The sequence below is a fragment of the Micromonospora sp. NBRC 110037 genome (genome assembly GCF_001652995.1).
GTDB lineage: Bacteria > Actinomycetota > Actinomycetes > Mycobacteriales > Micromonosporaceae > Micromonospora > Micromonospora chalcea.
In genome coordinates this window covers 76411-98459 of sequence record NZ_BBVA01000012.1, presented here as the reverse complement: position 1 = coordinate 98459, position 22049 = coordinate 76411, and the positions used below count along the sequence as shown (strand labels likewise).

Annotated in this window: 22 protein-coding genes; 14 read left to right on the top strand and 8 right to left on the bottom strand. The window is 73.2% G+C overall.

Annotated elements, in window-relative coordinates; all coding sequences use genetic code 11:
- Positions 1–123 precede the first annotated feature (123 nt).
- Positions 124–966, top strand: coding sequence for a DUF3152 domain-containing protein (locus A4R25_RS27715; protein WP_082931167.1), 843 nt, complete (start codon positions 124–126; stop codon positions 964–966).
- Positions 967–981: 15 nt separating this feature from the next.
- Here A4R25_RS27715 and A4R25_RS27710 read toward each other — a convergent pair whose 3' ends face one another.
- Together A4R25_RS27710 and A4R25_RS27705 are read right to left on the bottom strand one after the other, a co-directional pair.
- Positions 982–1407 carry an ATP-binding protein gene (locus A4R25_RS27710; RefSeq protein WP_043327055.1) on the bottom strand — a complete coding sequence of 142 codons (426 nt, stop codon included), beginning with the start codon at positions 1405–1407 and terminating at the stop codon, positions 982–984.
- Between the two features lie 38 nt (positions 1408–1445).
- Positions 1446–2201: a cyclopropane-fatty-acyl-phospholipid synthase family protein gene (locus tag A4R25_RS27705; protein WP_064448601.1), complete on the bottom strand. Its 756-nt coding sequence runs from the start codon at positions 2199–2201 to the stop codon at positions 1446–1448.
- Positions 2202–2285: 84 nt separating this feature from the next.
- On the opposite strand from A4R25_RS27705, the gene A4R25_RS27700 reads away from it, so the two are divergent.
- Entirely contained in the window at positions 2286–2504 is a 219-nt protein-coding gene (locus tag A4R25_RS27700) for a hypothetical protein (protein ID WP_030503492.1), read from the top strand.
- Between the two features lie 8 nt (positions 2505–2512).
- On the opposite strand, the gene A4R25_RS27695 is transcribed toward A4R25_RS27700, so the two are convergent.
- Positions 2513–2767 carry a hypothetical protein gene (locus A4R25_RS27695; protein WP_157539178.1) on the bottom strand — a complete coding sequence of 85 codons (255 nt, stop codon included), beginning with the start codon at positions 2765–2767 and terminating at the stop codon, positions 2513–2515.
- Positions 2768–2939: 172 nt separating this feature from the next.
- Between A4R25_RS27695 and A4R25_RS31955 the strand changes: the two genes are divergently transcribed.
- The 10 genes from A4R25_RS31955 (at position 2940) to A4R25_RS27645 (ending at position 14273) form a co-directional block, all read left to right on the top strand.
- Positions 2940–3359 carry a hypothetical protein gene (locus tag A4R25_RS31955; RefSeq protein WP_223201253.1) on the top strand — a complete coding sequence of 140 codons (420 nt, stop codon included), beginning with the start codon at positions 2940–2942 and terminating at the stop codon, positions 3357–3359.
- Between the two features lie 184 nt (positions 3360–3543).
- Complete coding sequence (gene kdpF, locus A4R25_RS27685; protein WP_036343797.1) at positions 3544–3633, top strand: K(+)-transporting ATPase subunit F; 90 nt, start codon at positions 3544–3546, stop codon at positions 3631–3633.
- A complete protein-coding gene (gene kdpA, locus A4R25_RS27680; protein ID WP_064448599.1) occupies positions 3633–5288 on the top strand; it encodes a potassium-transporting ATPase subunit KdpA in 1656 nt (551 codons plus the stop codon). The genes kdpF and kdpA overlap by 1 nt, the downstream gene beginning before the upstream one ends.
- 20 nt (positions 5289–5308) lie before the next feature.
- A complete protein-coding gene (gene kdpB, locus A4R25_RS27675; RefSeq protein WP_064448623.1) occupies positions 5309–7483 on the top strand; it encodes a potassium-transporting ATPase subunit KdpB in 2175 nt (724 codons plus the stop codon).
- A complete protein-coding gene (locus A4R25_RS27670) occupies positions 7483–8364 on the top strand; it encodes a potassium-transporting ATPase subunit C (RefSeq protein ID WP_064448598.1) in 882 nt (293 codons plus the stop codon). The genes kdpB and A4R25_RS27670 overlap by 1 nt, the downstream gene beginning before the upstream one ends.
- A gap of 81 nt (positions 8365–8445) precedes the next feature.
- Positions 8446–10992, top strand: coding sequence for a DUF4118 domain-containing protein (locus A4R25_RS27665; protein WP_064448597.1), 2547 nt, complete (start codon positions 8446–8448; stop codon positions 10990–10992).
- Positions 10989–11669 (top strand): response regulator, encoded by a 681-nt coding sequence (locus A4R25_RS27660; RefSeq protein ID WP_064448596.1) that lies wholly within the window; start codon positions 10989–10991, stop codon positions 11667–11669. Before A4R25_RS27665 ends, A4R25_RS27660 begins: the two co-directional genes overlap by 4 nt.
- A gap of 58 nt (positions 11670–11727) precedes the next feature.
- Positions 11728–12834, top strand: coding sequence for a magnesium and cobalt transport protein CorA (locus A4R25_RS27655; protein ID WP_064448595.1), 1107 nt, complete (start codon positions 11728–11730; stop codon positions 12832–12834).
- 132 nt (positions 12835–12966) lie between these two features.
- Positions 12967–13893 carry an ion transporter gene (locus A4R25_RS27650; RefSeq protein WP_043327039.1) on the top strand — a complete coding sequence of 309 codons (927 nt, stop codon included), beginning with the start codon at positions 12967–12969 and terminating at the stop codon, positions 13891–13893.
- Between the two features lie 110 nt (positions 13894–14003).
- Positions 14004–14273 (top strand): GlsB/YeaQ/YmgE family stress response membrane protein, encoded by a 270-nt coding sequence (locus tag A4R25_RS27645; protein WP_043327037.1) that lies wholly within the window; start codon positions 14004–14006, stop codon positions 14271–14273.
- 72 nt (positions 14274–14345) lie between these two features.
- On the opposite strand, the gene A4R25_RS27640 is transcribed toward A4R25_RS27645, so the two are convergent.
- From A4R25_RS27640 to A4R25_RS27625, 4 genes are all read right to left on the bottom strand, one after another.
- Positions 14346–15938, bottom strand: coding sequence for a DUF4139 domain-containing protein (locus tag A4R25_RS27640; protein WP_064448594.1), 1593 nt, complete (start codon positions 15936–15938; stop codon positions 14346–14348).
- A 36-nt stretch (positions 15939–15974) separates the two neighbouring features.
- Entirely contained in the window at positions 15975–16814 is an 840-nt protein-coding gene (locus tag A4R25_RS27635) for a hypothetical protein (protein WP_064448593.1), read from the bottom strand.
- Positions 16811–17320, bottom strand: a complete 510-nt coding sequence (locus A4R25_RS27630; RefSeq protein ID WP_043327033.1) for a SigE family RNA polymerase sigma factor — start codon at positions 17318–17320, stop codon at positions 16811–16813. Before A4R25_RS27630 ends, A4R25_RS27635 begins: the two co-directional genes overlap by 4 nt.
- Before the next feature lie 87 nt (positions 17321–17407).
- Positions 17408–18826, bottom strand: a complete 1419-nt coding sequence (locus tag A4R25_RS27625; protein WP_064448592.1) for a PLP-dependent aminotransferase family protein — start codon at positions 18824–18826, stop codon at positions 17408–17410.
- Positions 18827–18934: 108 nt separating this feature from the next.
- Between A4R25_RS27625 and A4R25_RS27620 the strand changes: the two genes are divergently transcribed.
- Together A4R25_RS27620 and A4R25_RS27615 are read left to right on the top strand one after the other, a co-directional pair.
- Positions 18935–20215: an MFS transporter gene (locus A4R25_RS27620; protein ID WP_064448591.1), complete on the top strand. Its 1281-nt coding sequence runs from the start codon at positions 18935–18937 to the stop codon at positions 20213–20215.
- 104 nt (positions 20216–20319) lie between these two features.
- Positions 20320–20661 (top strand): STAS domain-containing protein, encoded by a 342-nt coding sequence (locus tag A4R25_RS27615; protein WP_231915651.1) that lies wholly within the window; start codon positions 20320–20322, stop codon positions 20659–20661.
- Here the strand turns inward: A4R25_RS27615 and A4R25_RS27610 are convergent.
- Entirely contained in the window at positions 20641–21909 is a 1269-nt protein-coding gene (locus tag A4R25_RS27610) for a PP2C family protein-serine/threonine phosphatase (RefSeq protein WP_197494983.1), read from the bottom strand. The two genes, A4R25_RS27615 and A4R25_RS27610, sit on opposite strands and share 21 nt — an antisense overlap.
- Positions 21910–22049 lie beyond the last annotated feature (140 nt).

Here is a 22049-nt window from a genome sequence, read left to right as displayed (position 1 = left end):
AACTCCGGCAGGCGGCCTCTCGCTCACCCCGGCACCGACGGTACCCGGCCGGCCCGTTCAACCGTCCGGGCCTGCCGTCCGTACTCCTGCCCGAGCGCGTGGGGGCGACGGACGGAGATCGACGTGGGCGGGTACGACCGAGGGCTGCACCGGCGACGGCAGAGGCCGCGATCACTGCGCATCCTGGCGGTGGTCCTGGTCGGGGCCGCGCTCGCCGCCGGCGGATACGCCGCCCGGCACCCGGACCTGCTGGACCGCCTCGACGTGCGGCGGACCGTGCAGGCGGCGGCACCGACCCCGCCGGACGCGCGTCCCGCGCCGACGACGGTGCCGACGCCGGTCCCGGCGGCCGGGCGGGTGGTACCCGGCATCGTCTACCCGACCCGGGGCGGCGGCACCTTCCGCACCGCCGACACCGTCGGCGCGGTGGCCGGGCGCTCCGGCGAACTGCTGCGCTACCGGGTCGCCGTCGAGGACGGCATCCGCAACGTGGACGTGGAACGCTTCGCCAGTGAGGTCGCGGCGACGCTCGCCGACCGGCGGGGCTGGACCGGCGACGGCCGGTGGCGGCTGCAACGGGTGGGCCGCGACGACCGCGCCGACTTCACGGTGCTGCTCACCACGCCGGTGACCCGGGGACGGCTCTGCGGCGACCCGAGCGACACCTACACGTCCTGCCGCAACGGCGACCGGGTGGTGATCAACGTGGCCCGCTGGGTGTACGGGGTGCCGCACGTGGCCGACCTCTCCCGCTACCGGGAGTACCTGCTCAACCACGAGGTCGGCCACCGGCTGGGCCGGGGACACGAGCTGTGCCCCCGGGCCGGCGGTCCGGCGCCGGTGATGGTGCAGCAGACGCTCGGGCTGCACGGGTGCACGCCGAACCCGTGGCCGATCGTGGGCGCCGAACCGCTCACCGGACCGCCCGGCCAGTACGACGACCCCGTCCCGGCCGGCGACCGCTGAACCGGCGGCGGGCCGTCAGCGGGAGAACGCGGCCCAGATGTTCTTGGTGGCGTCGGTGGCGTACCAGCCGACGTCGAGCGAGACCGACTGGGCCAGGAACAGCCCTCGCCCGCCCGAGTCGGTCGGGCTGATGTCGGTCAGCTCCGGCACCGAGCTGACGTCGTGGTCGGCGACGTCCAGCAGGAACCGGTCGTCGGTGGCGAGCAGCGTGACGATGGTCGGCGGCCGTCCGTGCCGCAGCGCGTTGCTGGCCAGCTCGGTGGCGACCAGCACGACCAGGTGCGGCACCTCGTCCAGGTCCTCGCCCTGCACCAGCCCGTGCCGGTTCAGCGCGTCCCGCAGCGAGGCGCGCAGACCGCGTAGATCCTCGGGACTGTCCAGCACCCATTGCTCCAGCTCAGTGGCCTCCGGCGGCGGAGGCGAGGTGCGCAACTGTCCCATGATCTGTCTTTACCCTGCGTAGCCGTTCGTTAAGCAGCTCACCGGCGCAGCAGCGCGAACACTCCCCACCCCAGGTACTCGCGCTGGAAACGGACGTATCGCAGCGGATCCTCGGTCAGCTCCCGGCGCAGCTCCGGAGCCAGTTCGTCGTCCGGATTGGCGTCCAGCCAGCGACGCAGGTTCAGCCAGTGCGCGGCGGCGTACCGGTCCCAGCTGTCCTGGTCGGCGAGGACCATCTCGACCAGGTCCCAGCCGCACTCGCCGAAGAGCCGGACCAGACCGGGCAGATCCTGAAACTCGTCCCGGGACCGGGCGTGCGACCCGGTGACGGCCTCCTCGTCCGGCGGGTCACGCCGCCAGTAGGGCTCCCCGACGAGCGCCATGCCGCCCGGCCGCAGCGCCCGGCCGAGCAGCTCCAGCGTGCCCGGCACCCCGTCGCCGATCCAGGTGGCGCCGACGCAGGCGGCCACGTCGACCGGCCGCTCCGGCGAGTACGCAGCCGCGTCGCCGTGCACGAAACGTACCCGGTCGGTGACGCCGAGTTCGGCGGCGCGTTCCCGGGCGGCGGCGGTGAAGGCGCTGCTGATGTCGACGCCGGTGCCGGTGATCCCGTGGTCGCGGGCCCAGGTGCAGAGCAGCTCGCCCTTGCCGCTGCACAGATCGAGCAGCTCGTCACCGGGGCGCAGCCGGATCGCGCGGCCCAGCGTGGCCAGCTTGACGTCGTCGAACGGGTTGAGGATCCGCAGGTCGCCCTCGCGGATGGTGAACTGGCGCGGCAGGTCCGGTGCTGTCATCCGGGGAGCGTCCCGCCGTACGGCCGGCGGTGGCAACCAATTTGCGTCTGTGCTGCTCCGGGTCTCCTGCGGTACGGTCACGGCATGGTGGTCGAGGAACACTGGTGGAACGGCGTCAGCAACCCTCGCGGACGGCGCGACGTCTACATCCGCACCGACGGAAGCCAGTGGCAGGTCCAGGCGCAGATCGGTGGGGCCAGCGGCCGGTCCCGCATCCAGCAGTGCCCGAGCCGCGGCTCGGCGAGCATCCTCGCCGGGGCGTGGCGGGCGAGCGGCTCCGGCTGGCGGGCGATGCCCCGCTGACCGCGCGCTCAGTCACGAGGCCCGTGCACCGCGCGATCGACGGGTGACCCGGCGGCGTGAAACCGTCGTAAACCGCGCTGATCCCGCCGGCCGTCACGGGCTCCGCGACGCCTCGCACCACCCTGCTCGCAGCCGTCGAGCACCCGCAGCACCGCCTTCACGTCCACCTGCGCGTCGGTGAGCGGCAGCCGGTAACCGGTGGCGGTCCGGACGATCAGGTCGGCGCCCAGCTCGTCCGACAGCATGGTCAGTTCGGTGGTCACCGGGCCAGCGTAGGCGGCGGACCGGCCCGTCACGGTCCCCGCGCCGGGCGGTCCGTGAAGGCGGCGTGAAAAGTCCCGGCCCGCCCGTACCGGATCCGTCAAAGCCGTCGACCGTGCCCACCCGGCCCGGCTGGTATGGCCCGCGAGGGACGTACCGACGCGGGAGGCGGACATGGGACGAGAACGGGCGGACGGGTGCACCGGATTCCGGGTGGCCGCCGGCGCCGTCGTGGTGGTCGGCGCGGCGCTGGTGGCGGCCGGGGTGTTCACACCCGACGAGCGACCCGGGCGGGTCCTGGTGATGGCGGGCGTCGTCGGGGCGTACGCCGCTGTGGTGGCCGATCTGCGCGCGGTCGCGGCGGTGGCCGCGCTGGGTGCGGCGGTCTTCGTCGGGTTCCTCGCCCACCGCTACGGCGAGCTGACCGGCCCGGGTGACGCCTGGTCCCAGGCCGTGCCGATCGGGTTCGCCGCGGTGCTCGGCACCGGCTACCGGCACCTCCGGTCGATCGGGGCCGAGGCCCGTCCGGTGACCCGGATCACCGCCCACGGAGGCGGCGTGAAAAGCGCGTCAAGAAACCGCCGTCGCGCGTGATGGTCGCGTCAAGACCCCTGTCGGTCCGGCGGATACGGCGTTGTGATTGCCCGGCGCGGCCGGGAGGCGGTCGCGAGGACATCTTCCGCTAGGAGAGATCAGCCGTGTCTGACGTGCTGTTCGTGTTGCTGACGGTGGGGCTGTTCGCGGCTCTCGCCCTCGTGGTGAGGGGCGTGGAGAAGCTGTGAGCGCCGTCAACGCCGTCGGCCTGGTGCTGGCGATCGGGTTGGGCGTGTTCCTGGTCGTCGCCCTGCTGTTCCCGGAGCGCTTCTGATGAGCATGACCACAGCCGGCGTGCTCTTCGTCCTGTCGCTGGTGGTGGCGCTGGTCGCCGTGCACCGGCCGTTCGGCGACCACATGTACCGGGTGGTCGCCGGAACCCGGTCGTCCCGGGTCGAGCGGGGGATCTACCGCCTGGTCGGGGTCGACCCGGCCGCCGAGCAGACCTGGGGCGTGTACGCCCGCTCGGTGCTGGCCTTCTCGGCCGTCTCCCTGCTGTTCCTGTACGCGTTCCAGCGGCTGCAGAACCACCTGTGGCTCTCGCTGGGCTTCGACCCGGTGGTGCCGCACGGCGCCTGGAACACCGCTGTGTCGTTCGTGACCAACACGAACTGGCAGTGGTACTCGGGTGAGTCGACGATGGGCCACCTGGTCCAGATGGCCGGGCTGGCGGTGCAGAACTTCGTCTCGGCCGCCGTCGGCATCGCCGTGGCGGTGGCGCTGGTCCGGGGCTTCGCCCGTAGCCGCACTGGCGAGCTGGGCAACTTCTGGGTCGACCTGACCCGGGTCACGCTGCGGATCCTGCTGCCGATCGCGGTGCTCGGCGCGCTCGCGCTGATGCTCGGCGGCGTGGTGCAGAACCTCTCCGGCGGCACCGACGTGACCACGCTGACCGGCGGCGCCCAGACCGTCACCGGCGGACCGGTGGCGAGCCAGGAGGTCATCAAGGAGCTGGGCACCAACGGCGGCGGCTTCTACAACGTCAACAGCTCCCACCCGTTCGAGAACCCGACCGCGTGGACGAACTGGCTGGAGATCTTCCTGATCCTGGTGATCCCGTTCAGCCTGCCCCGGGTCTTCGGCCGGATGGTGGGGCAGAAGCGGCAGGGCTACGCGATCGTCGCCGTGATGGCGATCCTGGCGCTCGCCAGCATCACCCTCACCAACGTCTTCGAGCTGACCGGCGACGGCACGGTGCCGCAGGCGGTCGGCGCGGCGATGGAGGGCAAGGAGGTGCGCTTCGACGTGTCGAATTCGGCCACCTTCGCGGCGGCCACCACGCTCACCTCGACCGGCGCCGTCAACTCGTTCCACGACTCGTACACCGCGCTGGGCGGCATGATGACGCTGGGCAACATGATGCTCGGCGAGGTCGCGCCCGGCGGCGTCGGCGCGGGCCTGTACGGGCTGCTGATCCTCGCGGTGATCACGGTGTTCGTGGCCGGGCTGATGGTCGGGCGCACCCCGGAGTACCTGGGCAAGAAGATCGGCTCGCGCGAGATCAAGTTCGCCTCGATGTACTTCCTGATCACCCCGGCGCTGGTGCTCACCGGCACCGCCGCAGCGTTCGCCACCGGCAACGCCTCGACAGCGCTGAACGTCGGGCCGCACGGGCTGTCCGAAGTGCTCTACGCGTTCACCTCGGCCAGCAACAACAACGGCTCCGCGTTCGCCGGCATCACCGTTAACACGCCGTGGTGGAACACCGCGCTCGGGCTCTGCATGCTGCTCGGCCGGTTCCTGCCGATCATCTTCGTGCTCGCGCTGGCCGGCTCGCTGGCCCGCCAGCAACCCACACCCGCCTCCGAGGGCACCCTGCCGACCCACCGGCCGCTGTTCGTCGGCATGGTCGTCGGCGTCACGGTGGTCCTCGTCGCGCTCACCTTCCTTCCCGCGCTCGCGCTCGGCCCGCTGGCCGAAGGGCTGTGACCACCATGAGAGACAAGGACATGACAGCACCTGTTCAGACCGCCGACGCGCCGGTGGCAGGTACGCCGGGGCGCCGCGACGACCGGGTCGGCGGCGGGCTGCTCGACCCTCGCCAGCTGATCGCGTCGCTGCCGGACGCGCTGCGCAAGCTCGACCCGCGCACGCTGTGGCGCAACCCGGTGATGCTGATCGTGGAGATCGGCGCGCTGTTCACCACTGTGCTCGCGGTGACCGACCCGTCGGTGTTCGCCGTGGCGATCACGGTCTGGCTCTGGCTCACGGTGATCTTCGCGAACCTGGCCGAGGCGGTCGCCGAGGGGCGTGGCAAGGCGCAGGCCGACACGCTGCGCCGGGCCAAGCAGGACACCGTCGCCACCCGCCTGGTCGGCTGGACTCCCGGCGCCGCCGCGAACGCGTTCCGGGACGAGGCGGTGCCCGCGCCGCAACTGCGCCAGGGTGACGTCGTCCTGGTCGAGGCCGGGCAGGTCATTCCCGGTGACGGCGACGTGGTCGAGGGCATCGCCAGCGTCGACGAGTCGGCGATCACCGGCGAGTCCGCCCCGGTGATCCGGGAGTCCGGCGGCGACCGCAGCGCGGTCACCGGCGGCACCCGGGTGCTCTCCGACCGGATCGTCGTGCGGATCACCCAGAAGCCCGGCGAGAGCTTCATCGACCGGATGATCGCGCTGGTCGAGGGCGCCAACCGGCAGAAGACGCCGAACGAGATCGCGCTGAACATCCTGCTGGCCGCGCTGACGATCGTCTTCCTGCTCGCCGTCGTCACGCTCCAGCCCATGGCGATCTTCGCGAAGGGTTACCAGGCCGCCGCGCCGGACACCGCGGCGATCACCGACTCCGGCGTCACCGGCGTCGTCCTCGTATCGCTGCTGGTCTGTCTCATCCCGACCACCATCGGCGCGCTGCTGTCCGCTATCGGCATCGCCGGCATGGACCGGCTCGTGCAGCGCAACGTGCTGGCGATGAGCGGCCGGGCGGTCGAGGCGGCGGGCGACGTCAACACGCTGCTGCTGGACAAGACCGGCACGATCACGCTCGGCAACCGGCAGGCCGCCGAGTTCCTGCCGGTGACCGGGGTCGACGCGGCCACGCTCGCCGACGCGGCGCAGCTGTCCAGCCTGGCCGACGAGACCCCCGAGGGCCGCTCGGTGGTGGTGCTCGCGAAGAACGAGTACGGGCTGCGCGAGCGCGAGCCCGGCCTCATCCCGCACGCCACGTTCGTGCCGTTCACCGCGCAGACCCGGATGAGCGGCGTCGACCTCGACGCCGGCGGCGGCGTCCGGCACGTCCGCAAGGGCGCCGCCGCCGCGGTGATGAAGTGGGTACGCGACAACGGCGGTCACCCGACCGAACAGGTCGGTGAACTGGTCGACGCGATCAGCGGCACCGGCGGTACGCCGCTGGTGGTGGCCGAGCACGTGGCGGGCGAACCGGCCCGGGCGCTCGGCGTCATCCACCTCAAGGACGTGGTGAAGGCCGGCATGCGGGAGCGCTTCGACAAGATGCGCCGGATGGGCATCCGCACCGTGATGATCACCGGCGACAACCCGCGTACCGCGAAGGCGATCGCCGACGAGGCGGGCGTGGACGACTTCCTCGCCGAGGCCACGCCGGAGGACAAGCTCGCCCTGATCAAGAAGGAGCAGGAGGGCGGCCGGCTGGTCGCGATGACCGGCGACGGCACGAACGACGCGCCCGCGCTGGCCCAGGCGGACGTCGGCGTGGCCATGAACACCGGCACGTCGGCGGCGAAGGAGGCCGGCAACATGGTCGACCTCGACTCCGACCCGACCAAGCTGATCGAGATCGTAGAGATCGGCAAGCAGTTGCTGATCACCCGGGGCGCGCTGACGACGTTCAGCATCGCCAACGACATCGCGAAGTACTTCGCGATCATCCCGGCCATGTTCGCCGGCATCTACCCGTCGCTGGACCGGCTGAACATCATGCGGCTGGCCGGCCCCGAGTCGGCGATCCTCTCCGCCGTCGTCTTCAACGCGATAGTCATCGTGGCGCTGATCCCGCTGGCCCTGCGCGGTGTGCGGTACCGCCCGGCCAGCGCGTCCGCGCTGCTGCGCCGCAACCTGTGGCTCTACGGCCTCGGCGGCATCGTGGTGCCGTTCGTCGGCATCAAGCTCATCGACCTGCTCGTCCAGTTCGTCCCGGGGATCTCGTGATGCGCCTTCCCAGTTGGCTCTCCCAGCACCTGGCCGCCCTGCGCGCGGTGCTCGTCTTCACCGTGCTGCTCGGCCTGCTCTACCCGCTCGCCCTGGTCGCCGCCGGCCGGCTCCCAGGCCTCGACGGCAGGGCCGACGGGTCACTGCTCACCGGCGACGGCCGTACCGTCGGCAGCTCGCTGATCGGCCAGTCGTTCACCGACGCGGACGGCAACCCGATCCCGCGCTACTTCCAGTCCCGCCCGTCGGCCGCCGGGGACGGCTACGACCCGACCGCCACCGCGGCCGGCAACCTCGGCCCGGAGAGCGTGGTGGACACGCTCTCCGCCGACCCCGCCGACTCCACGTCGAGCCTGCTCACCCAGGTCTGCGCCCGCAGCAAGGCGGTCGGCGAACTGGACGGCGTGGACGGGCGGCGCCCGTACTGCACGCCGGACGGGGTGGGCGCGGTGCTCGCCGTGTTCCGCGCCGACGGGCTCACCGGCCGGATCACCCGCGTGGTGAGCGTCAACCAGGCCGCGCCCGCAACGCCGTTCGTCGCCACCTGGCAGGGCGTACCGGTGGAGGCGGCGCGGCCCGGTCACGACTACGTGGCCGAGGGCGGCATCGTCACCCCGGTCCGCGGGGACGCCCCGGCCCGGCCCGCCGTACCGGCCGACGCGGTCACCGCCAGCGGCAGCGGCCTCGACCCGCACATCTCCCCGGCGTACGCCCGGCTCCAGGTGGCCCGGGTGGCGCGGGAGCGCGGTGCGGACCCGGCGGCGGTACGGCGGCTGGTCGCCGAGCACACCACCGGCCGGGCGCTGGGCTTCATGGGCGAGCCGGGGGTGAACGTGCTGGAACTCAACCTCGCGCTGGACGAGGCGTTCCCGGCGCGCTGACGGAAGTGTTAAGAAGGGCCCCCTTCACCTCGCGAGGCGTTAACAGGGGGCCCTTCCTTGCACTCAGGGAGGATGGACGCTGTGGGCAGGGGTGAACTGCGGATCTATCTCGGGGCCGCCCCGGGCGTCGGCAAGACGTACGCGATGCTGGAGGAGGCCCAGCGCCGGGCCGAGCGCGGCACCGATGTGGTGATCGGCCTGGTCGAGACGCACGGGCGCCGGCACACCGCCGAGATGATCGGCGACCTGGAGGTGGTGCCGCGCCGGGCGATGACGTACCGGGGCGTCGAGTTCACCGAGATGGACCTGGACGCCGTGCTGGCCCGGCGGCCCGAGGTCGTCGTGGTGGACGAGCTGGCCCACACCAACGTGCCCGGCTCCCGGCACGAGAAGCGCTGGCAGGACGTGCAGGAGCTGCTCGACGCCGGCATCAGCGTGCTGTCCACGGTCAACGTGCAGCACCTGGAGTCGCTCAACGACGTGGTCGCGCAGATCACCGGCACCACCCAGCGGGAGACCGTGCCGGACCAGGTGGTCCGCGCCGCCGAGCAGGTCGAGCTGGTGGACATGACGCCGGAGGCGCTACGCCGCCGGATGGCGCACGGCAACATCTACCGGCCCGACAAGATCGACGCCGCGCTCGGCAACTACTTCCGGGTCGGCAACCTCACCGCGCTGCGCGAACTGGCGCTGCTCTGGCTGGCCGGCAAGGTCGACGAGCAGCTCGACGCGTACCGGGCCCAGCAGGGCATCTCCGACACCTGGGAGGCGCGGGAACGGGTGGTCGTCGCGCTGACCGGCGGCCCGGAGGGCGAGACGCTGATCCGCCGGGCGGCCCGGATCGCCGCCCGCAGCAAGGGCGCCGACCTGCTCGCCGTGCACGTCGCCCGCAGCGACGGGCTGGCCGGCGCCGACCCGGCCCAGCTGGCCCGGCAGCGGGTGCTGGTGGAGAGCCTCGGCGGCACGTACCACCAGGTGCTCGGCACCGACATCCCGGCGTCACTGCTGGACTTCGCCCGGGGCGTCAACGCCACCCAGCTCGTGCTCGGCGCGAGCCGCCGGGGCCGGTTCGCGCAGGTGTTCGCCCGGGGCGTCGGGGTGACCACCACCGCGCTGTCCGGCCCGATCGACGTGCATCTGGTCACCCACCCCGAGGCGGGCCGCGGGCGCCGGGGCACGTCGGTGCCCGCCGCGCTGTCGCGACGCCGGCGACTGATCGGGTACGCGCTCGCATTGCTCGGCATGCCCCTGCTCACGCTGCTGCTGCGGACGCTGCCCGACCTCACGCTCACAAACGACATCCTGCTGTTCCTCGCCGGTGTGGTGGGCGTGGCGCTGGTCGGCGGGCTCTGGCCGGCGCTGGTCGCCGCGCTCGGCGGCTCGCTGCTGCTCAACTGGTTCTTCACCCCGCCGTACCGGACGCTGACCATCGCCGAGGCGGACAACCTGCTCGCTCTCGGCGTGTTCGTCGGTGTCGCCATCGCGGTGAGCTGGGTGGTCGACGTGGCGGCCCGGCGTACCCGGGAGGCGGCCCGGGCCTCCGCCGACGCGCAGACCCTGGCCACCGTCGCGGGCAGCGTGCTGCGCGGCGAGCGGCCGCTGCCCGCCCTGCTGGACCGGCTGCGGGAGACGTTCGGGCTGCGGGCGGTGAGCGTGCTGGAGCTGACCGACGAGGCCGGCGGACGCCCGGCGCGCGCCCGGGACGCGGACGCCTGGCGGGTGGTGGCGAGCGTCGGCGAGCGGCCGCCCGGTAGCCCGGGCGCGGGCGAGACGGTGGTGCCGGTCGACGACCGGCTCAGCGTGGTGCTCGCCGGCCGGCGGCTGGAGGCGGCCGACCGCCGGGTGGTGGAGGCGTTCGCCGCGCAGGCCGCCGTCGCGCTGCGCCAGGAACGGCTGGCCGAGGAGGCCGCCACCGCCCGCCCGCTGGCCGCCGCCGACCGGATGCGCACCGCGCTGCTCGCGGCGGTCAGCCACGACCTGCGTACGCCGCTGGCGTCGGCCAAGGCCGCGGTGAGCAGCCTGCGCAGCCACGACGTCGAGTTCGACCCGGACGACCGGGAGGAACTGCTGGCCACCGCCGACGAGTCGCTGGACCGGCTGGGCCGGCTGGTGGCGAACCTGCTCGACATGAGCCGCCTGCAGGCCGGCGCGCTGGGCGTCACCACCACCGCGATCGGGCTGGAGGACGCCGTACCCCGGGCCCTCGACGAACTGGGCCCGGCGGCGGCCGAGGTGACCACGGACATCCCGGCCGACCTGCCGGCGGCGCTGGCCGACCCGGGCCTGCTGGAGCGCGTGCTCGTAAACGTGGTGTCGAACGCGCTGCGGCACAGCCCGCCCGGCCGCCCGCCGACGATCACCGGCAGCGCGCACGCCGGGCAGGTCGAGCTGCGGGTGATCGACACCGGGCCGGGCATCCCGGAGGACCAGTGGGAGCACGTCTTCCTGCCGTTCCAGCGCCTCGGCGACCGGGACAACCAGACCGGCGTCGGCCTCGGGCTGGCGCTGTCCCGGGGCCTCGCCGAGGCGATGGGTGGCAGCATCACCCCGGAGACCACGCCCGGCGGCGGGCTCACCATGGTGTTGCGGCTGCCGGCCGCCCCGCACGCGGAAGGGCCGCAGGAATGACCCGGATCCTGGTCGTCGACGACGAGCCGCAGATCCTGCGCGCCCTGCGGATCAACCTGCGCGCCCGGGGCTACGACGTGGAGGTCGCAGGCAGCGGCGCCGCCGCGCTCAAGGCCGCCGCCGGGCACCCGCCGGACCTGGTGGTGCTCGACCTGGGCCTGCCGGATCTGGACGGCACCGAGGTGATCCGGGGCCTGCGCGGCTGGACCACCGTGCCGATCATCGTGCTCTCCGGCCGGGCCGGCAGCGAGGACAAGGTGGCCGCGCTCGACGCGGGCGCCGACGACTACGTCACCAAGCCGTTCGGGGTCGACGAGCTGCTGGCCCGCATCCGGGCGGTGACCCGGCGGCTCGCCCCGGCCACGCCCGCCGTGCCAGCGCTGCGGATCGGCCGCAACACGGTCGACCTGGCCGACCGGACCGTCACCCGGGACGACGGCGTCGAGGTCAAGCTGACCCCCACCCAGTGGGCGATGCTGGAGAAGCTGCTGCGCAACCCGGGCAAGCTGGTCAGCCAGCGTCAGCTGCTGCACGACGTGTGGGGGCCGGAGTACCACCAGGAGACGAACTACCTGCGGCAGTACATGGCCCAGTTGCGGCGCAAGCTGGAGGACGATCCGGCCCGGCCCCGGCACCTGATCACCGAGCCGGGGATGGGCTACCGCTACCGCCCCTGACGTTTGCGACCGCCTCGGCGGGGGACTCGGCGAGCCGGTCGGGCTGCGGGGGAGGGGCATGGCGGGCAACCGGTCCTCGGAGGGGTTCGGCCGGCAACTGGACGAACACGCCATCGACGCCGGCGCGGCGGAGCCGGAGCGCCCCGACGGGCTGGTCGACAGCGGCGTCTACGTCGGCGGGGTACGGCGGGCGTCGCCGGTCAGCCTCGCCGACACGTACCGCTGCCTGCAGCAGCTCGACGACGCGATGGCCTGGATCGGGCTGCTCCGGCCGGGCCGCGAGCAGATCGCCTCGCTCGCCGCCGAGTTCCAGCTCCCCGACCTGGCCGTCGAGGACGCGATCAACGCCCATCAGCGCCCCAAGCTGGAACGCTACGGCGACACCCTGTTCGTGGTGCTGCGCGCCGCCCGCTACCTGGACGAGCGGGACGCGGTCGAGTTCGCCGAGCTGCACCTGTTCCTCGGGCCCGGATTCGTGATCACCGTGCGGCACGGCGGCACGCCCGACCTGGCCGGCGTACGACGGCGGCTGGAGGCCGAGCCGAACGTGCTCGCGCTCGGCCCGGAAGCGGTGCTCTACGCCGTGCTCGACCGGGTGGTGGACGGCTACGCGCCGGTGGTGGCCGGGCTGGAGAACGACATCGACGAGGTCGAGACCGAGGTGTTCGGCGGCGACCCGAACGCCAGCCGCCGCATCTACGAGCTGAGCCGCGAGGTGATCCAGTTCCAGCGGGCCGCCCGCCCGCTGCTGAAGGTGGTGGACGAGCTGGCACACGGGTTCGACAAGTACGGCACGGACGAGGAGCTGCGCCGTCGGCTGCGCGACGTGGCCGACCACCTCACCCAGGTGGTGGAGCGGGTGGACGGGTTCCGGCACCTGCTCCAGAACATCCTCACCGTCAACGCCACGCTGTTATCGCAGGCGCAGAACGAGGAGATGCGCAGCCTGACCGCCGCCAGCTTCGAGCAGAACGAGGAGGTCAAGCGGGTCTCCGCCTGGGCCGCCATCCTGTTCGCGCCGACCCTGATCGGCACCGTGTACGGGATGAACTTCGGGCACATGCCGGAGCTGGGCTGGCGGTACGGCTATCTGTTCGCGCTCGCCCTGATGCTCGCCGTCTGCGGCGCGCTCTATCTGCTGTTCAAGCGCCGCGGCTGGCTGTGAGCCGGGCCGGCCGGGCCTCGGCCGTGACCGCGCGCCGTCGGTGATCCACTAAAGTGTCCGGGTGACTACCCCCCGTCGTCCGTACGTTGCCCGGACCTCGTGTCGTGGAGGTAGGCGCTGATCGGGGACACGGTGCCGACCCCGCGCGGCGGTCGCCGGACGAGCACGGGGAGGCGAGGGCTGGCGGGCCACTGTGCCCGGCTCGTCGCGTCCCGGCCGTTCGAGGTGGCCATCGTGGTGCTCATCATGGCCAACGGAGTGGTGCTGGGTATCGAGACGTACCCGAACCTGGGCGCCGCCGGGCCGGTGCTGCGGTGGACGGAGCTGATGTTCCGGGCCGCCTTCGTCGTGGAGATCACCATCCGGATCCTCGCGTACGGCCGCCGTCCGCAGGACTTCTTCCGGCACGGCTGGAACGTCTTCGACCTGCTGGTCACCGCGGCCATCTTCATCCCGGGACTGCACGGCGACTCGGGCGTGCTGCGGTTCATCCGGGTCGCCCGGGTGCTGCGGCTGGTCCGCTTCTCGCCCGGCCTGCGGACCATCGTCACGGCGCTGTGGCGCAGCCTGCCCGGCGTCGCCGGGTTCCTCGCGCTCGCCGCCGTCACGCTCTACGTGTACGGCATGGCCGGCTGGCTGATCTTCGGCGACCGTTACCCCGAGCAGTACGGCGACATCGGCCGTTCCCTCGTCACGCTGTTCGTGCTGCTGTCCCTGGAGACGCTGCCGGACCTGCTGGAACAGGGCCTTGAGGTGTCACCGTGGACGCTTCTCTACTACGTCAGCTTCGTGATGATCGCGGTCAATCTGCTGCTGAACATCCTCATCGCGGTCATCGTCAACTCGATGGAGGAGGCGCGCCGGCTGGAGATGACCGAGGGGCTGGCGCCGGACTACGACGAAGACGGCGACGGGATACCGGACGAGGTGGACCGGATCGCGATCAGTCAGCGCCTGGACGACCTGCGCATGGTCATCGCCGAGTTGGAGCGGGAACTGCGCATCGACCGGGACGAGCCGCCCGGCGCGCCGCGCCGCCGCCAGCACTCGGAGCACTGACCGGCCCGGTCATGACAGTTCTGTGACGAAATCGGACCGTACGTTTGGCCGGACGGTTGATCGGGGCAACCAGCGAGGCGCCAACACATCCGAGGGAAGGGACGCCTCTCGTGGAGATCACGGGCTTCTTCACCGCGCTCATCATCGGCCTGGTCATCGGTGCGCTCGGGCGCCTGGTGGTGCCGGGCAAGCAGAACATCCCGATCTGGCTGACCCTGCTCATCGGTGTGGTCGCCGCGCTCGTCGGCACCCTGGTGGCCGGCGCGTTCGGCGTCGCCGACACTCCCGGCATCGACTGGATCGAGCTGGCGCTCCAGGTCGGCTTCGCGGCCATCGGCGTCGCGATCTTCGCCGGCCTGTACGGTCGTCGCCGCGTCTGACCGGACCGAAGGAAGGGCCCCTTCTTAACGCATTCTGCATAAGAAGGGGCCCTTCCTAACGCCTGCGTGCGGCTACTCCCGCCAGCCGGTCAGCTCGACGCCCTTGGCCAGCTCCACCCGGAAGCCCAGCGCGATCTCGCCGCTCTCGCCCGGCGCGAGCGACAGCCGCCAGGTCAGCTCGCCCAGCTCCGTACGCTCGGCGGGCGGCGGCGTCAGCATCGTCTCGCGTACCACCACCGACTCGTCCCGGGACACCGGCAACTGGTCGCGCACCTCGACAGTGGCCGGGCGGGGCGTGTGGTTCGCGACAGTGATCCGGTACTCCACCTCCCGCCGCCGCGTCGACCCGAGCGTCGCCCTGCTCTCGGTGCGCCGGTGCAGCTTCCGCTCCACCCGTACCCGGTCGTCGACCCCCAGCGCCAGCTCGGTCTCCTCGCCCGGCGCCCACATGGTCAACCGCGTCGCCGCGACGAAGTCCGCGCCGTGGAACACCGACGCCGGGCCGGGCAGCAGCGTGTGGTCGGACGTGTTGCGGACCGTCGCCCGCAGGTGCGCCTCGGCGGCGCGTACCGGCACGCTGACGTGGTCCAGCCGGGCCGGCAGCTCCAGCGCCGCGACCGTCACCCGGTGCGCGCTGCCGTCGGCCGGCACCGCCACCGGCCGGGCGGGCCGGTAGGTCGCCGCCGTGACGCCCTGCTCGACCTCGGCCACGCTCTCCCGCACGGCCGGCCGGACCGCCGCCGATCGGGCCACGCCGGCCCGGCCCGGCGGCGGCGCCGCGCCGGGCGCCGGGGGCGGCACCATGCCGTCGAACGACGCGGCCGACACGGCCATCGGCGGCTGCGGGCGGAGCCGGTCGAGATACCAGGGCGACAATTCGGGTACGCCGCTCGCCGCCGCCGGGCGGGCGGTGGAGAGCAGGAGTTCGCACTCCGGCCAGTCCTCCCCGGTGCCCTGGCTGACCAGCCCGAACCAGGTGACGGTCATGGTGTCGCCGACCAGCCGCAGGTCGTAGGAGGGGGTCCAGCGGGCGCCGTCCACCAGGTAGGTCAGCTCCAGCTCCACCTCGGCGTCGTCGGCGTCCACCGAGACCGACACCTCGGCGGCCAGCCGGTCCGGCGTCCGCTTGCCGCGCGCCGCCGCCAGCTCGCGGTCGACGGCGGCCAGCTCCTCCGCCAGGTCGGTGCGCCGCCGGGCCAGCCCGCGCCGCCGGGCCCGGGACTCGGCGAGCTGACCGGACACCGACTCGGTGAAGGCCGCGACGTCGGCGGGGGCCGCGTCGCCGGCGGCCAGGGCCCGGGCGTACGTGCCACCGGCGCGCTCGGCCAGCCGGGTGAGGAACTCGCCGCGCTGGGCCTCGATCGCGTCCGTGTCCTCGACCTCGGCCACCTCGTCGGCGAGTTCCCGCCGCCGCCGTTCCAGCTCGACGACCTGCGCGTCGGTGCTGCGGGCCTGCCGGTGGGCGGTCACGTCGACGCCGAGCACGGTGGCCGGGCCGTGACCGCCCACCCGGATCGAGTCCCGCCGCAGGCCCAGCGGGAGCGGCGCGACGCGTACCCGATGTTCCCCCGCGGCGAGCCGGAGACCACCCCGGCGAGTGACCCGCGCGCGGTCCGGGTAGACGGTCACACCGACGACTGGCGCATCGATCTCCACAGTGTTCACGGGCGCGAGGGTAGTTCAGCCGCGCCCACCTCGGGGCTACCCAAGGTGCAGCCGCTGGTCGACGGCGAGCGTCGCCAGTTCGCGCGCGGTGAACGGCAGCGGGGACGCGGATGTCTGCCTGTCGTACGCGCCCTGCGCCACGAAGACCACCATGCCGTCGGGGTGCCGGTAGGCCGCCCACTGGTCGAACCGGTCGTCCGCGCCGGGACGAACCACCACACCCACAGTCGCGTCGCCGACGGTCATCGGCTGGCACTCGCCCCCCATGCCCCCCATGCCCCAGAACGCGCGCGCCAGGCCACACGGTTCGGTCGGCAGCGGGTTCCCCGGTGTGTGCACCTCGGTGAGCAGGCGTCCCCTCCACGTCCCCTTCGCCACGTCGACCGAGGCCGTGTAGCTCCACAGCTCGGCGCCGTCGGCCCGTCCGATGAAGTTGGCCTCGTGCGTGCCCAGCGTCTCCTTCCCGGTCTTGCTGGAGACGGTCTTCTCAGCGGTGTAGCCGGCGGGCACCACTGTGACGAGCTGGTCGAGCAGCAGGACGGCCTTGTGGTACCGGGTGCCCGCCCGCGCGGTGCGGTCCTCCTGGGGCAGGCCGTCGGGCCCGGTCGGCATCGGCTCGGCGCTGTCGTCCGGCGACGGGGCGGTCTGCGGCAGCGCGGCGGGCGGGCGCCGGTCGCCGCCGTCCGGGGTGGCGAGGGCCACGACACCCGCGACGGCGAGTACCGCCGTCGCCGATCCGGCACACGCCCGGATGACCCGGCGCCGGTTGCGTGCCCGGCGGGCGGAGCGCAGCATGCCGTCCGTGCTCGGTCGCGGCGGCGCGGCGACGCCGAGCATCTCGTCGCGAAGCGCCTCGCGCAGCTGGTCTCCGTTCATCGTTGCCCCTTCTCGCTCGATGAGTGCATGGGTGACAGGAGGCCGCGCAACGTGTCCAGGCCCCGGGCGGACTGGCTCTTCACCGTTCCCGGCGAGCAGTTCAGCAGCGCCGCCACCTCGTCGACCGGCAGGTCCTCCCAGTAGCGGAGGACCAGGACGGCGCGCTGCCGGGGCGGTACGGCGGCGAGCGCCTGGAGCACCACGAGCCGGTCCTCGGACGGACTCGCGGGCGCCGGTGGATCGGCGTCGGGCGTGCCCACCCGTTCCCGCCGCCACCAGCCCCGCCGCCGTTCGTCGAGGAAGGACCGGACGATGATCTGGCGCACGTAGGAGTCGAGCGCGTCGTGCCGGTCGACCCGGTTCCAGACCAGGTACAGCTTGGTGAACCCGGTCTGGACCAGGTCCTCCGCGCGGTGCCAGTCACCGCAGAGCAGATACGCGGTGGCGCGCATGGCGCGGTGCCTCGCCGAGAAGTACTCCGCGAACGCCGTGTCGCGATCACTCATCCGGACCTCCGATCAGATTCGGGATAGTCACGCCAGGTGGGGCTCCCGGGGTTGCTCGAAGCCCGGAGGAATCCGCGTCGCCGACGGTCAGCCGCGGAAGCTGCGCGCGAGCAACCGGAGCCCGTCGGGCACGTCGGCGGTGCCGACGGCGCCGTAGCCGAGCACCAGACCGGTCGGGCCGGGCGGGCCCGCCCGGTAACCGGCGATCTCGCGTACCGTGACGCCGGCCTCCGCCGCCCGGGCGACGACTTCCGGCAGGTCGACGCCGGTCTCCGGGCGCAGCCGCGCGCACAGGTGCAGGCCCGCCGTCGACGGCACCGGGTCGAGCCAGTCGGCGAGGTCGGATCGCAACGCGGCGTCGATCAGGTCGCGCCGCTCGGCGTACACCCGGGTCGCCTTGCGGATGTGCCGGGCCAGTTCGCCGGAGTCGATGAACCGGGCCAGCGCGGCCTGAGTGGTGTGGTCGCCGTGCCAGTCGGTGAGCTGCCGGGCGGCCAGCAGCGCCGGGCGAAGCGACGCCGGGGCGACCAGGAAACCGAGGCGCAGCATGGGCAGCAGGGTCTTGGAGAACGTGCCGACGTAGACGACCTTCCCGGCCCGGTCCAGCGTCTGCAACGGGTCCAGCGGGCGGGCCGAGAAGCGGAACTCGGTGTCGTAGTCGTCCTCCACGACCACCGCGTCCCGGGCCGCCGCCCAGTCCAGCAGCGCCGCCCGGCGGGCCGGGGACATCCGGACGCCCAGCGGGAACTGGTGGGACGGGGTGACGTAGACCAGCCGCGCGTCGCCTGGTAGCGCGCGAACGTCGAGGCCCTGGTCGTCGACGGGCACCGGCACGACCCGCGCGCCGTGGCCGGCGAACAGCCGCCGGGCGGGCGGATAGCCGGGCTCCTCCACCGCCACCCGGTCGCCCGGTTCGAGCACCACCCGGGCGATCAGGTCCAACGCCTGCTGGGCGCCGTGGGTGACGACGACGTCCTCGGGCGCGGCCCGTACCGCGCGGGCGAGTCCCACGTAACGGGCGACGGCGGTACGCAGGCCCTGGTGCCCGGCCGGGTCGGCGTATCCGCCCCGGATCGTCGCGGTGCGCAGTTCCCCGGCGACCAGCCGCCGCCAGGTGGCCAGCGGGAACAGCCCGGTGTCAGGGGTGCCGGCCCGGAAGTCGTGGCCCGGTCGGGGCGCGGCGGTGGGGGCCGGCGCGGCGGACGCCCAGAACCCCCGCGGGCGTACGCCACCGGCCGGTGCCGGACGGGGCCGGGCGCGGGCGACCGGCTCGCCTGCGACGAACGTGCCCGCGCCGACCCGGGCGGTGAGCAGGCCCTCGGCGGTCAGCCGCTCGTAGGCGACGGCGACCGTGTTGCGGGAGACGTCGAGCCGCCGGGCCAGCTCGCGGCTGGGTGGCAACCGTTCGCCGGGCCGCAGCCGGCCGTCCAGGATCGCCTCCAGCAACTGCCTGTGGATCCGGGTGGCGCGGTCGCCGGGGCCGGCCAGGCTCACGTGTACGTCCACCGCGACGACCCTACATTGGCCCAATCGAATCGCCTGGAATCGGCGCTTCTGTGAGCCAATCCGCAGGTCTTGGATGGAGGAAGGAGCACGGCGAACGGGGGACGAGCAATGACCGATGTCGACACCGGCCGCCGGGTCCGGGTGCTGGCCCTGGCCCAGCTCGCCAACTCGGTGGGTGACGGCGCGTTCTACGCCTGCTCGGCGCTGTTCTTCATCCGGGTGGTCGGGTTGTCCCCGGCGCAGGTCGGGATCGCCCTCACCGTGGGCTGGTCGACGGGCATCCTCGCCGGGGTGCCCGCCGGCCAGCTGGCAGACCGCTACGGCGCGCGGCGGATGACAGTCGTCTTCGCCGTCGCCACCGCCGCCGCACTCAGCGGCTTCCTCGTGATCCGTTCCTTCCCGCTGTTCGTGCTGCTCGCATGTTGCTACGCCGCCTGCCAAGCCGGGCTCACCGCCAGCCGGCAGGCGCTGCTGGTCGGGCTGATCGAGCCCGCGCGGCGCACCGCGGTACGGGCCCGGTTGCAGTCGGTCTCGAACGCCGGCCTGGCCGCCGGGGCCGGGCTGGGCGCGCTCGTGCTCTGGGCGGACAGCCGCCCGGCGTACCTGTCCGCCTTCGCGCTCGACGCGGCGAGCTTCCTGGCCGCCGCCCTGCTGGTGCGCCGGCTGCCCGAGGCGGCGGCGCCGGTCCCGGCCGGACCCGAGCCGGGCCGGCTGGCCGTGCTGCGCGACCGCCCGTACGCGCTGATCACCCTGCTGAACGCGGTGATGTGCCTGAACATGCCGCTGCTCAGCCTGGCGTTGCCACTGTGGATCGCGGAACGGACCGACGCCCCGGCGCCGATGGGCGCGATCGTGCTCACCGTGAACATGCTGTGCGTGGTGCTGTGGCAGGTCCGGGTGGCCCGCCGGGTGACCGATCCGGGCACGGCGGCGCGGGCCAGCGGGCACGCCGGTTGGGTGCTGCTTGTCGCTTGCGGCGCGTACGCGGTCTCCGGGATGGTCGGCGGCGCGTGGGTGGCCTCGGCGGTGCTGCTGGGCGCGGCACTGGTGCAGGTGTTCGGCGAGATGGTGCAGGCGGCCAGCGGCTGGGAGGTCGGCTTCACCCTGGCCCGACCCGACCGGCAGGGGCAGTACCAGGGCTTCTTCGGCATGGCGCCGCAGCTCGCCCGGATGCTCGGCCCGGTGCTGCTGACCTCGCTGCTGCTCGGCTGGGGCACCCCGGGCTGGCTGGTGCTCGGCGGGCTGTTCGTGCTCGCCGGCCTGGCGATGCGGCCGGCGGTACGCCTCGCCGAGCGCCGCCGGGCCGCCGCCGAGGTGTGGATCCCCGCTCCGGTACCGGGCTCGACCGGCACTGAGGGGTCCTCCACCACGTTGCGGCGAGGCCGCTGAGCCGTCGCGCACCTACGGGAGGCGATCAGGGCGGATATCTGGCACGGTGGGTAGAAGTGTGGTGCCGTCGGCGGCGCGGTAGAGGGGGCGTGGTGGAGTTCTCGGTGACGACCCGGCAGGGGCGCGTCGGCCCGGTGATCGAGGTCGTCGGCGATCTGGACATGGCCAGCGCGCCTCAGTTGCGTGACCGGCTGCTCGAGGTGGTGGAGACCGGTGCGCGGACGGTGGTCGTCGACCTGACCCAGGTCGGATTCGTGGATTCCAGCGGCTTGGGCGCGCTGGTGCTCGTCTACAAGAACCTGCGGGAGCGCGACGGCTGGCTCGGTCTGGCCGTCGTACGCCAGTCGATCCGCAACGTCTTCTCGATCACCTCGGTGGACCGCGTCATCCCGCTCTTCGGCACGGTCCGCGAGGCCGAGGACGGCTCACCGACGGCGGTGCGCTGAGCGCTCCTCGTCCGGGCTGACGCGGGCGCTGTCCGCGCCGGCGGTGCTGCGGCGTGGCCCGTGGCCGCCGTACCAGTCGACGACGAGCAGTGTGGCGTCGTCGGCCAGAGCCGGCCCGGCGATCTCCAGCATCGCGTCGGACAGTGCCCGGACCGCCTCGCGGGGATGCAGGTGGGCGAGGCGGAGCAGGGCGGCGGCCAGGTCGAGGTCCGCGGCGTTGCGTTCGCGCATGCCGTCGGTGACCACCACCAGCCGGTCGCCGGGCAGCAGCGGTAGCTCCGCGCTGCGGTAGCTCTCGCCGGGGAACATCCCGAACGGGAAGTTGCCCGGCAGTTCCACGGGTACGACCCGGCCGTCCCGGACCAGCAGCGGCGGGACGTGCCCCGCGTTCAGCAGCTCGCAGCGCCCGGTGGTCAGGTCGATACGGCCCAGCACGGCGGTGACGTACGCGCCGCGTACGTTGGCGTGCTCCGCGACCGCCCGGTTGGCCTCCTCGGCCTGCGCGACGAGACCGAGGCCGCGCCGGCGGGTGTTGCGCAGGCTGCCCACGCCGAGGGTGGCGGTGAGCGCGCTCGCCACGCCGTGGCCCATCGCGTCGGTGACGCTGAGGTGCAGCAGGTCCCGGGCCAGGCTGTAGTCGAAGGTGTCGCCGCCGACGCTCGCGGCGGGTTCCAGCCAGCCGGAGAGAGCGAAGGCGCCGGCCTCGCAGGTGAACGAGGCGGGCAGCAGGCGGCGCTGGATCTCGGCGGAGAGGGTGAACGGGGTGGTGCGCTGTCCCCACTCGAACAGGTCGGTGTGCCTGCGGTTGGCGATGACCACGAACGCCAGCGCGTGCGCGGTACGGGCGACCCAGTTCACCACGTCGCCGTCCGGCTCGTCGGGCAGGTCGATCTCCAGCAGGCCGATCGCCTCACCGCGGTCGGTGACCGGCGCCAGCACGGTCCACGTGCCGTCGCCGGGGACGACCTCGGGGGCCTGCTGACGGAGGGCGCGTTCGTAGGGCCCGCCGTCGAACGGGAGGACCTCGGCCTCCTCCTCGCCGTGGCGTCGCCCGGCGCCGCCGCCGTCCGGCTGGTGGGTCAGCCGCACCAGCGCGCGACCGCTGAGGTCGGCGATCAGCAGCGAGACGCCGCGCGCGTTCAGCGCCGTGGCGATGACGCCGGTGACGGCCTCGACCGCCTCCACCGGGGCGGCGTCCTCGGCCGACTGCAACATCCCGGCCAGCACGGCCTGTTCGCTGTCCTCCACGCTCCGAGCATATTCAGCGCGCCGCACGTCCGCCTCGCGAGCGATGCCGGGGCGCGGCGGGTCGTCCCTCATCGATCGGCAGTTATTGCATAGAGTTGGCAACTACGGAGTTATGGCGGTAGCGATTGTTCGAGGAGTTG

Excerpts from the sequence above, each read along its gene's own strand:
- A4R25_RS27710 (WP_043327055.1), bottom strand. The coding sequence starts at position 1,407 with ATGGGACAGTTGCGCACCTCGCCTCCGCCGCCGGAGGCCACTGAGCTG.
- A4R25_RS27705 (WP_064448601.1), bottom strand. The coding sequence starts at position 2,201 with ATGACAGCACCGGACCTGCCGCGCCAGTTCACCATCCGCGAGGGCGAC.
- A4R25_RS27700 (WP_030503492.1), top strand. The coding sequence starts at position 2,286 with ATGGTGGTCGAGGAACACTGGTGGAACGGCGTCAGCAACCCTCGCGGA.
- A4R25_RS31955 (WP_223201253.1), top strand. The coding sequence starts at position 2,940 with ATGGGACGAGAACGGGCGGACGGGTGCACCGGATTCCGGGTGGCCGCC.
- kdpA (WP_064448599.1), top strand. The coding sequence starts at position 3,633 with ATGAGCATGACCACAGCCGGCGTGCTCTTCGTCCTGTCGCTGGTGGTG.
- kdpB (WP_064448623.1), top strand. The coding sequence starts at position 5,309 with ATGACAGCACCTGTTCAGACCGCCGACGCGCCGGTGGCAGGTACGCCG.
- A4R25_RS27670 (WP_064448598.1), top strand. The coding sequence starts at position 7,483 with ATGCGCCTTCCCAGTTGGCTCTCCCAGCACCTGGCCGCCCTGCGCGCG.
- A4R25_RS27660 (WP_064448596.1), top strand. The coding sequence starts at position 10,989 with ATGACCCGGATCCTGGTCGTCGACGACGAGCCGCAGATCCTGCGCGCC.
- A4R25_RS27655 (WP_064448595.1), top strand. The coding sequence starts at position 11,728 with ATGGCGGGCAACCGGTCCTCGGAGGGGTTCGGCCGGCAACTGGACGAA.
- A4R25_RS27635 (WP_064448593.1), bottom strand. The coding sequence starts at position 16,814 with ATGAACGGAGACCAGCTGCGCGAGGCGCTTCGCGACGAGATGCTCGGC.
- A4R25_RS27630 (WP_043327033.1), bottom strand. The coding sequence starts at position 17,320 with ATGAGTGATCGCGACACGGCGTTCGCGGAGTACTTCTCGGCGAGGCAC.
- A4R25_RS27620 (WP_064448591.1), top strand. The coding sequence starts at position 18,935 with ATGACCGATGTCGACACCGGCCGCCGGGTCCGGGTGCTGGCCCTGGCC.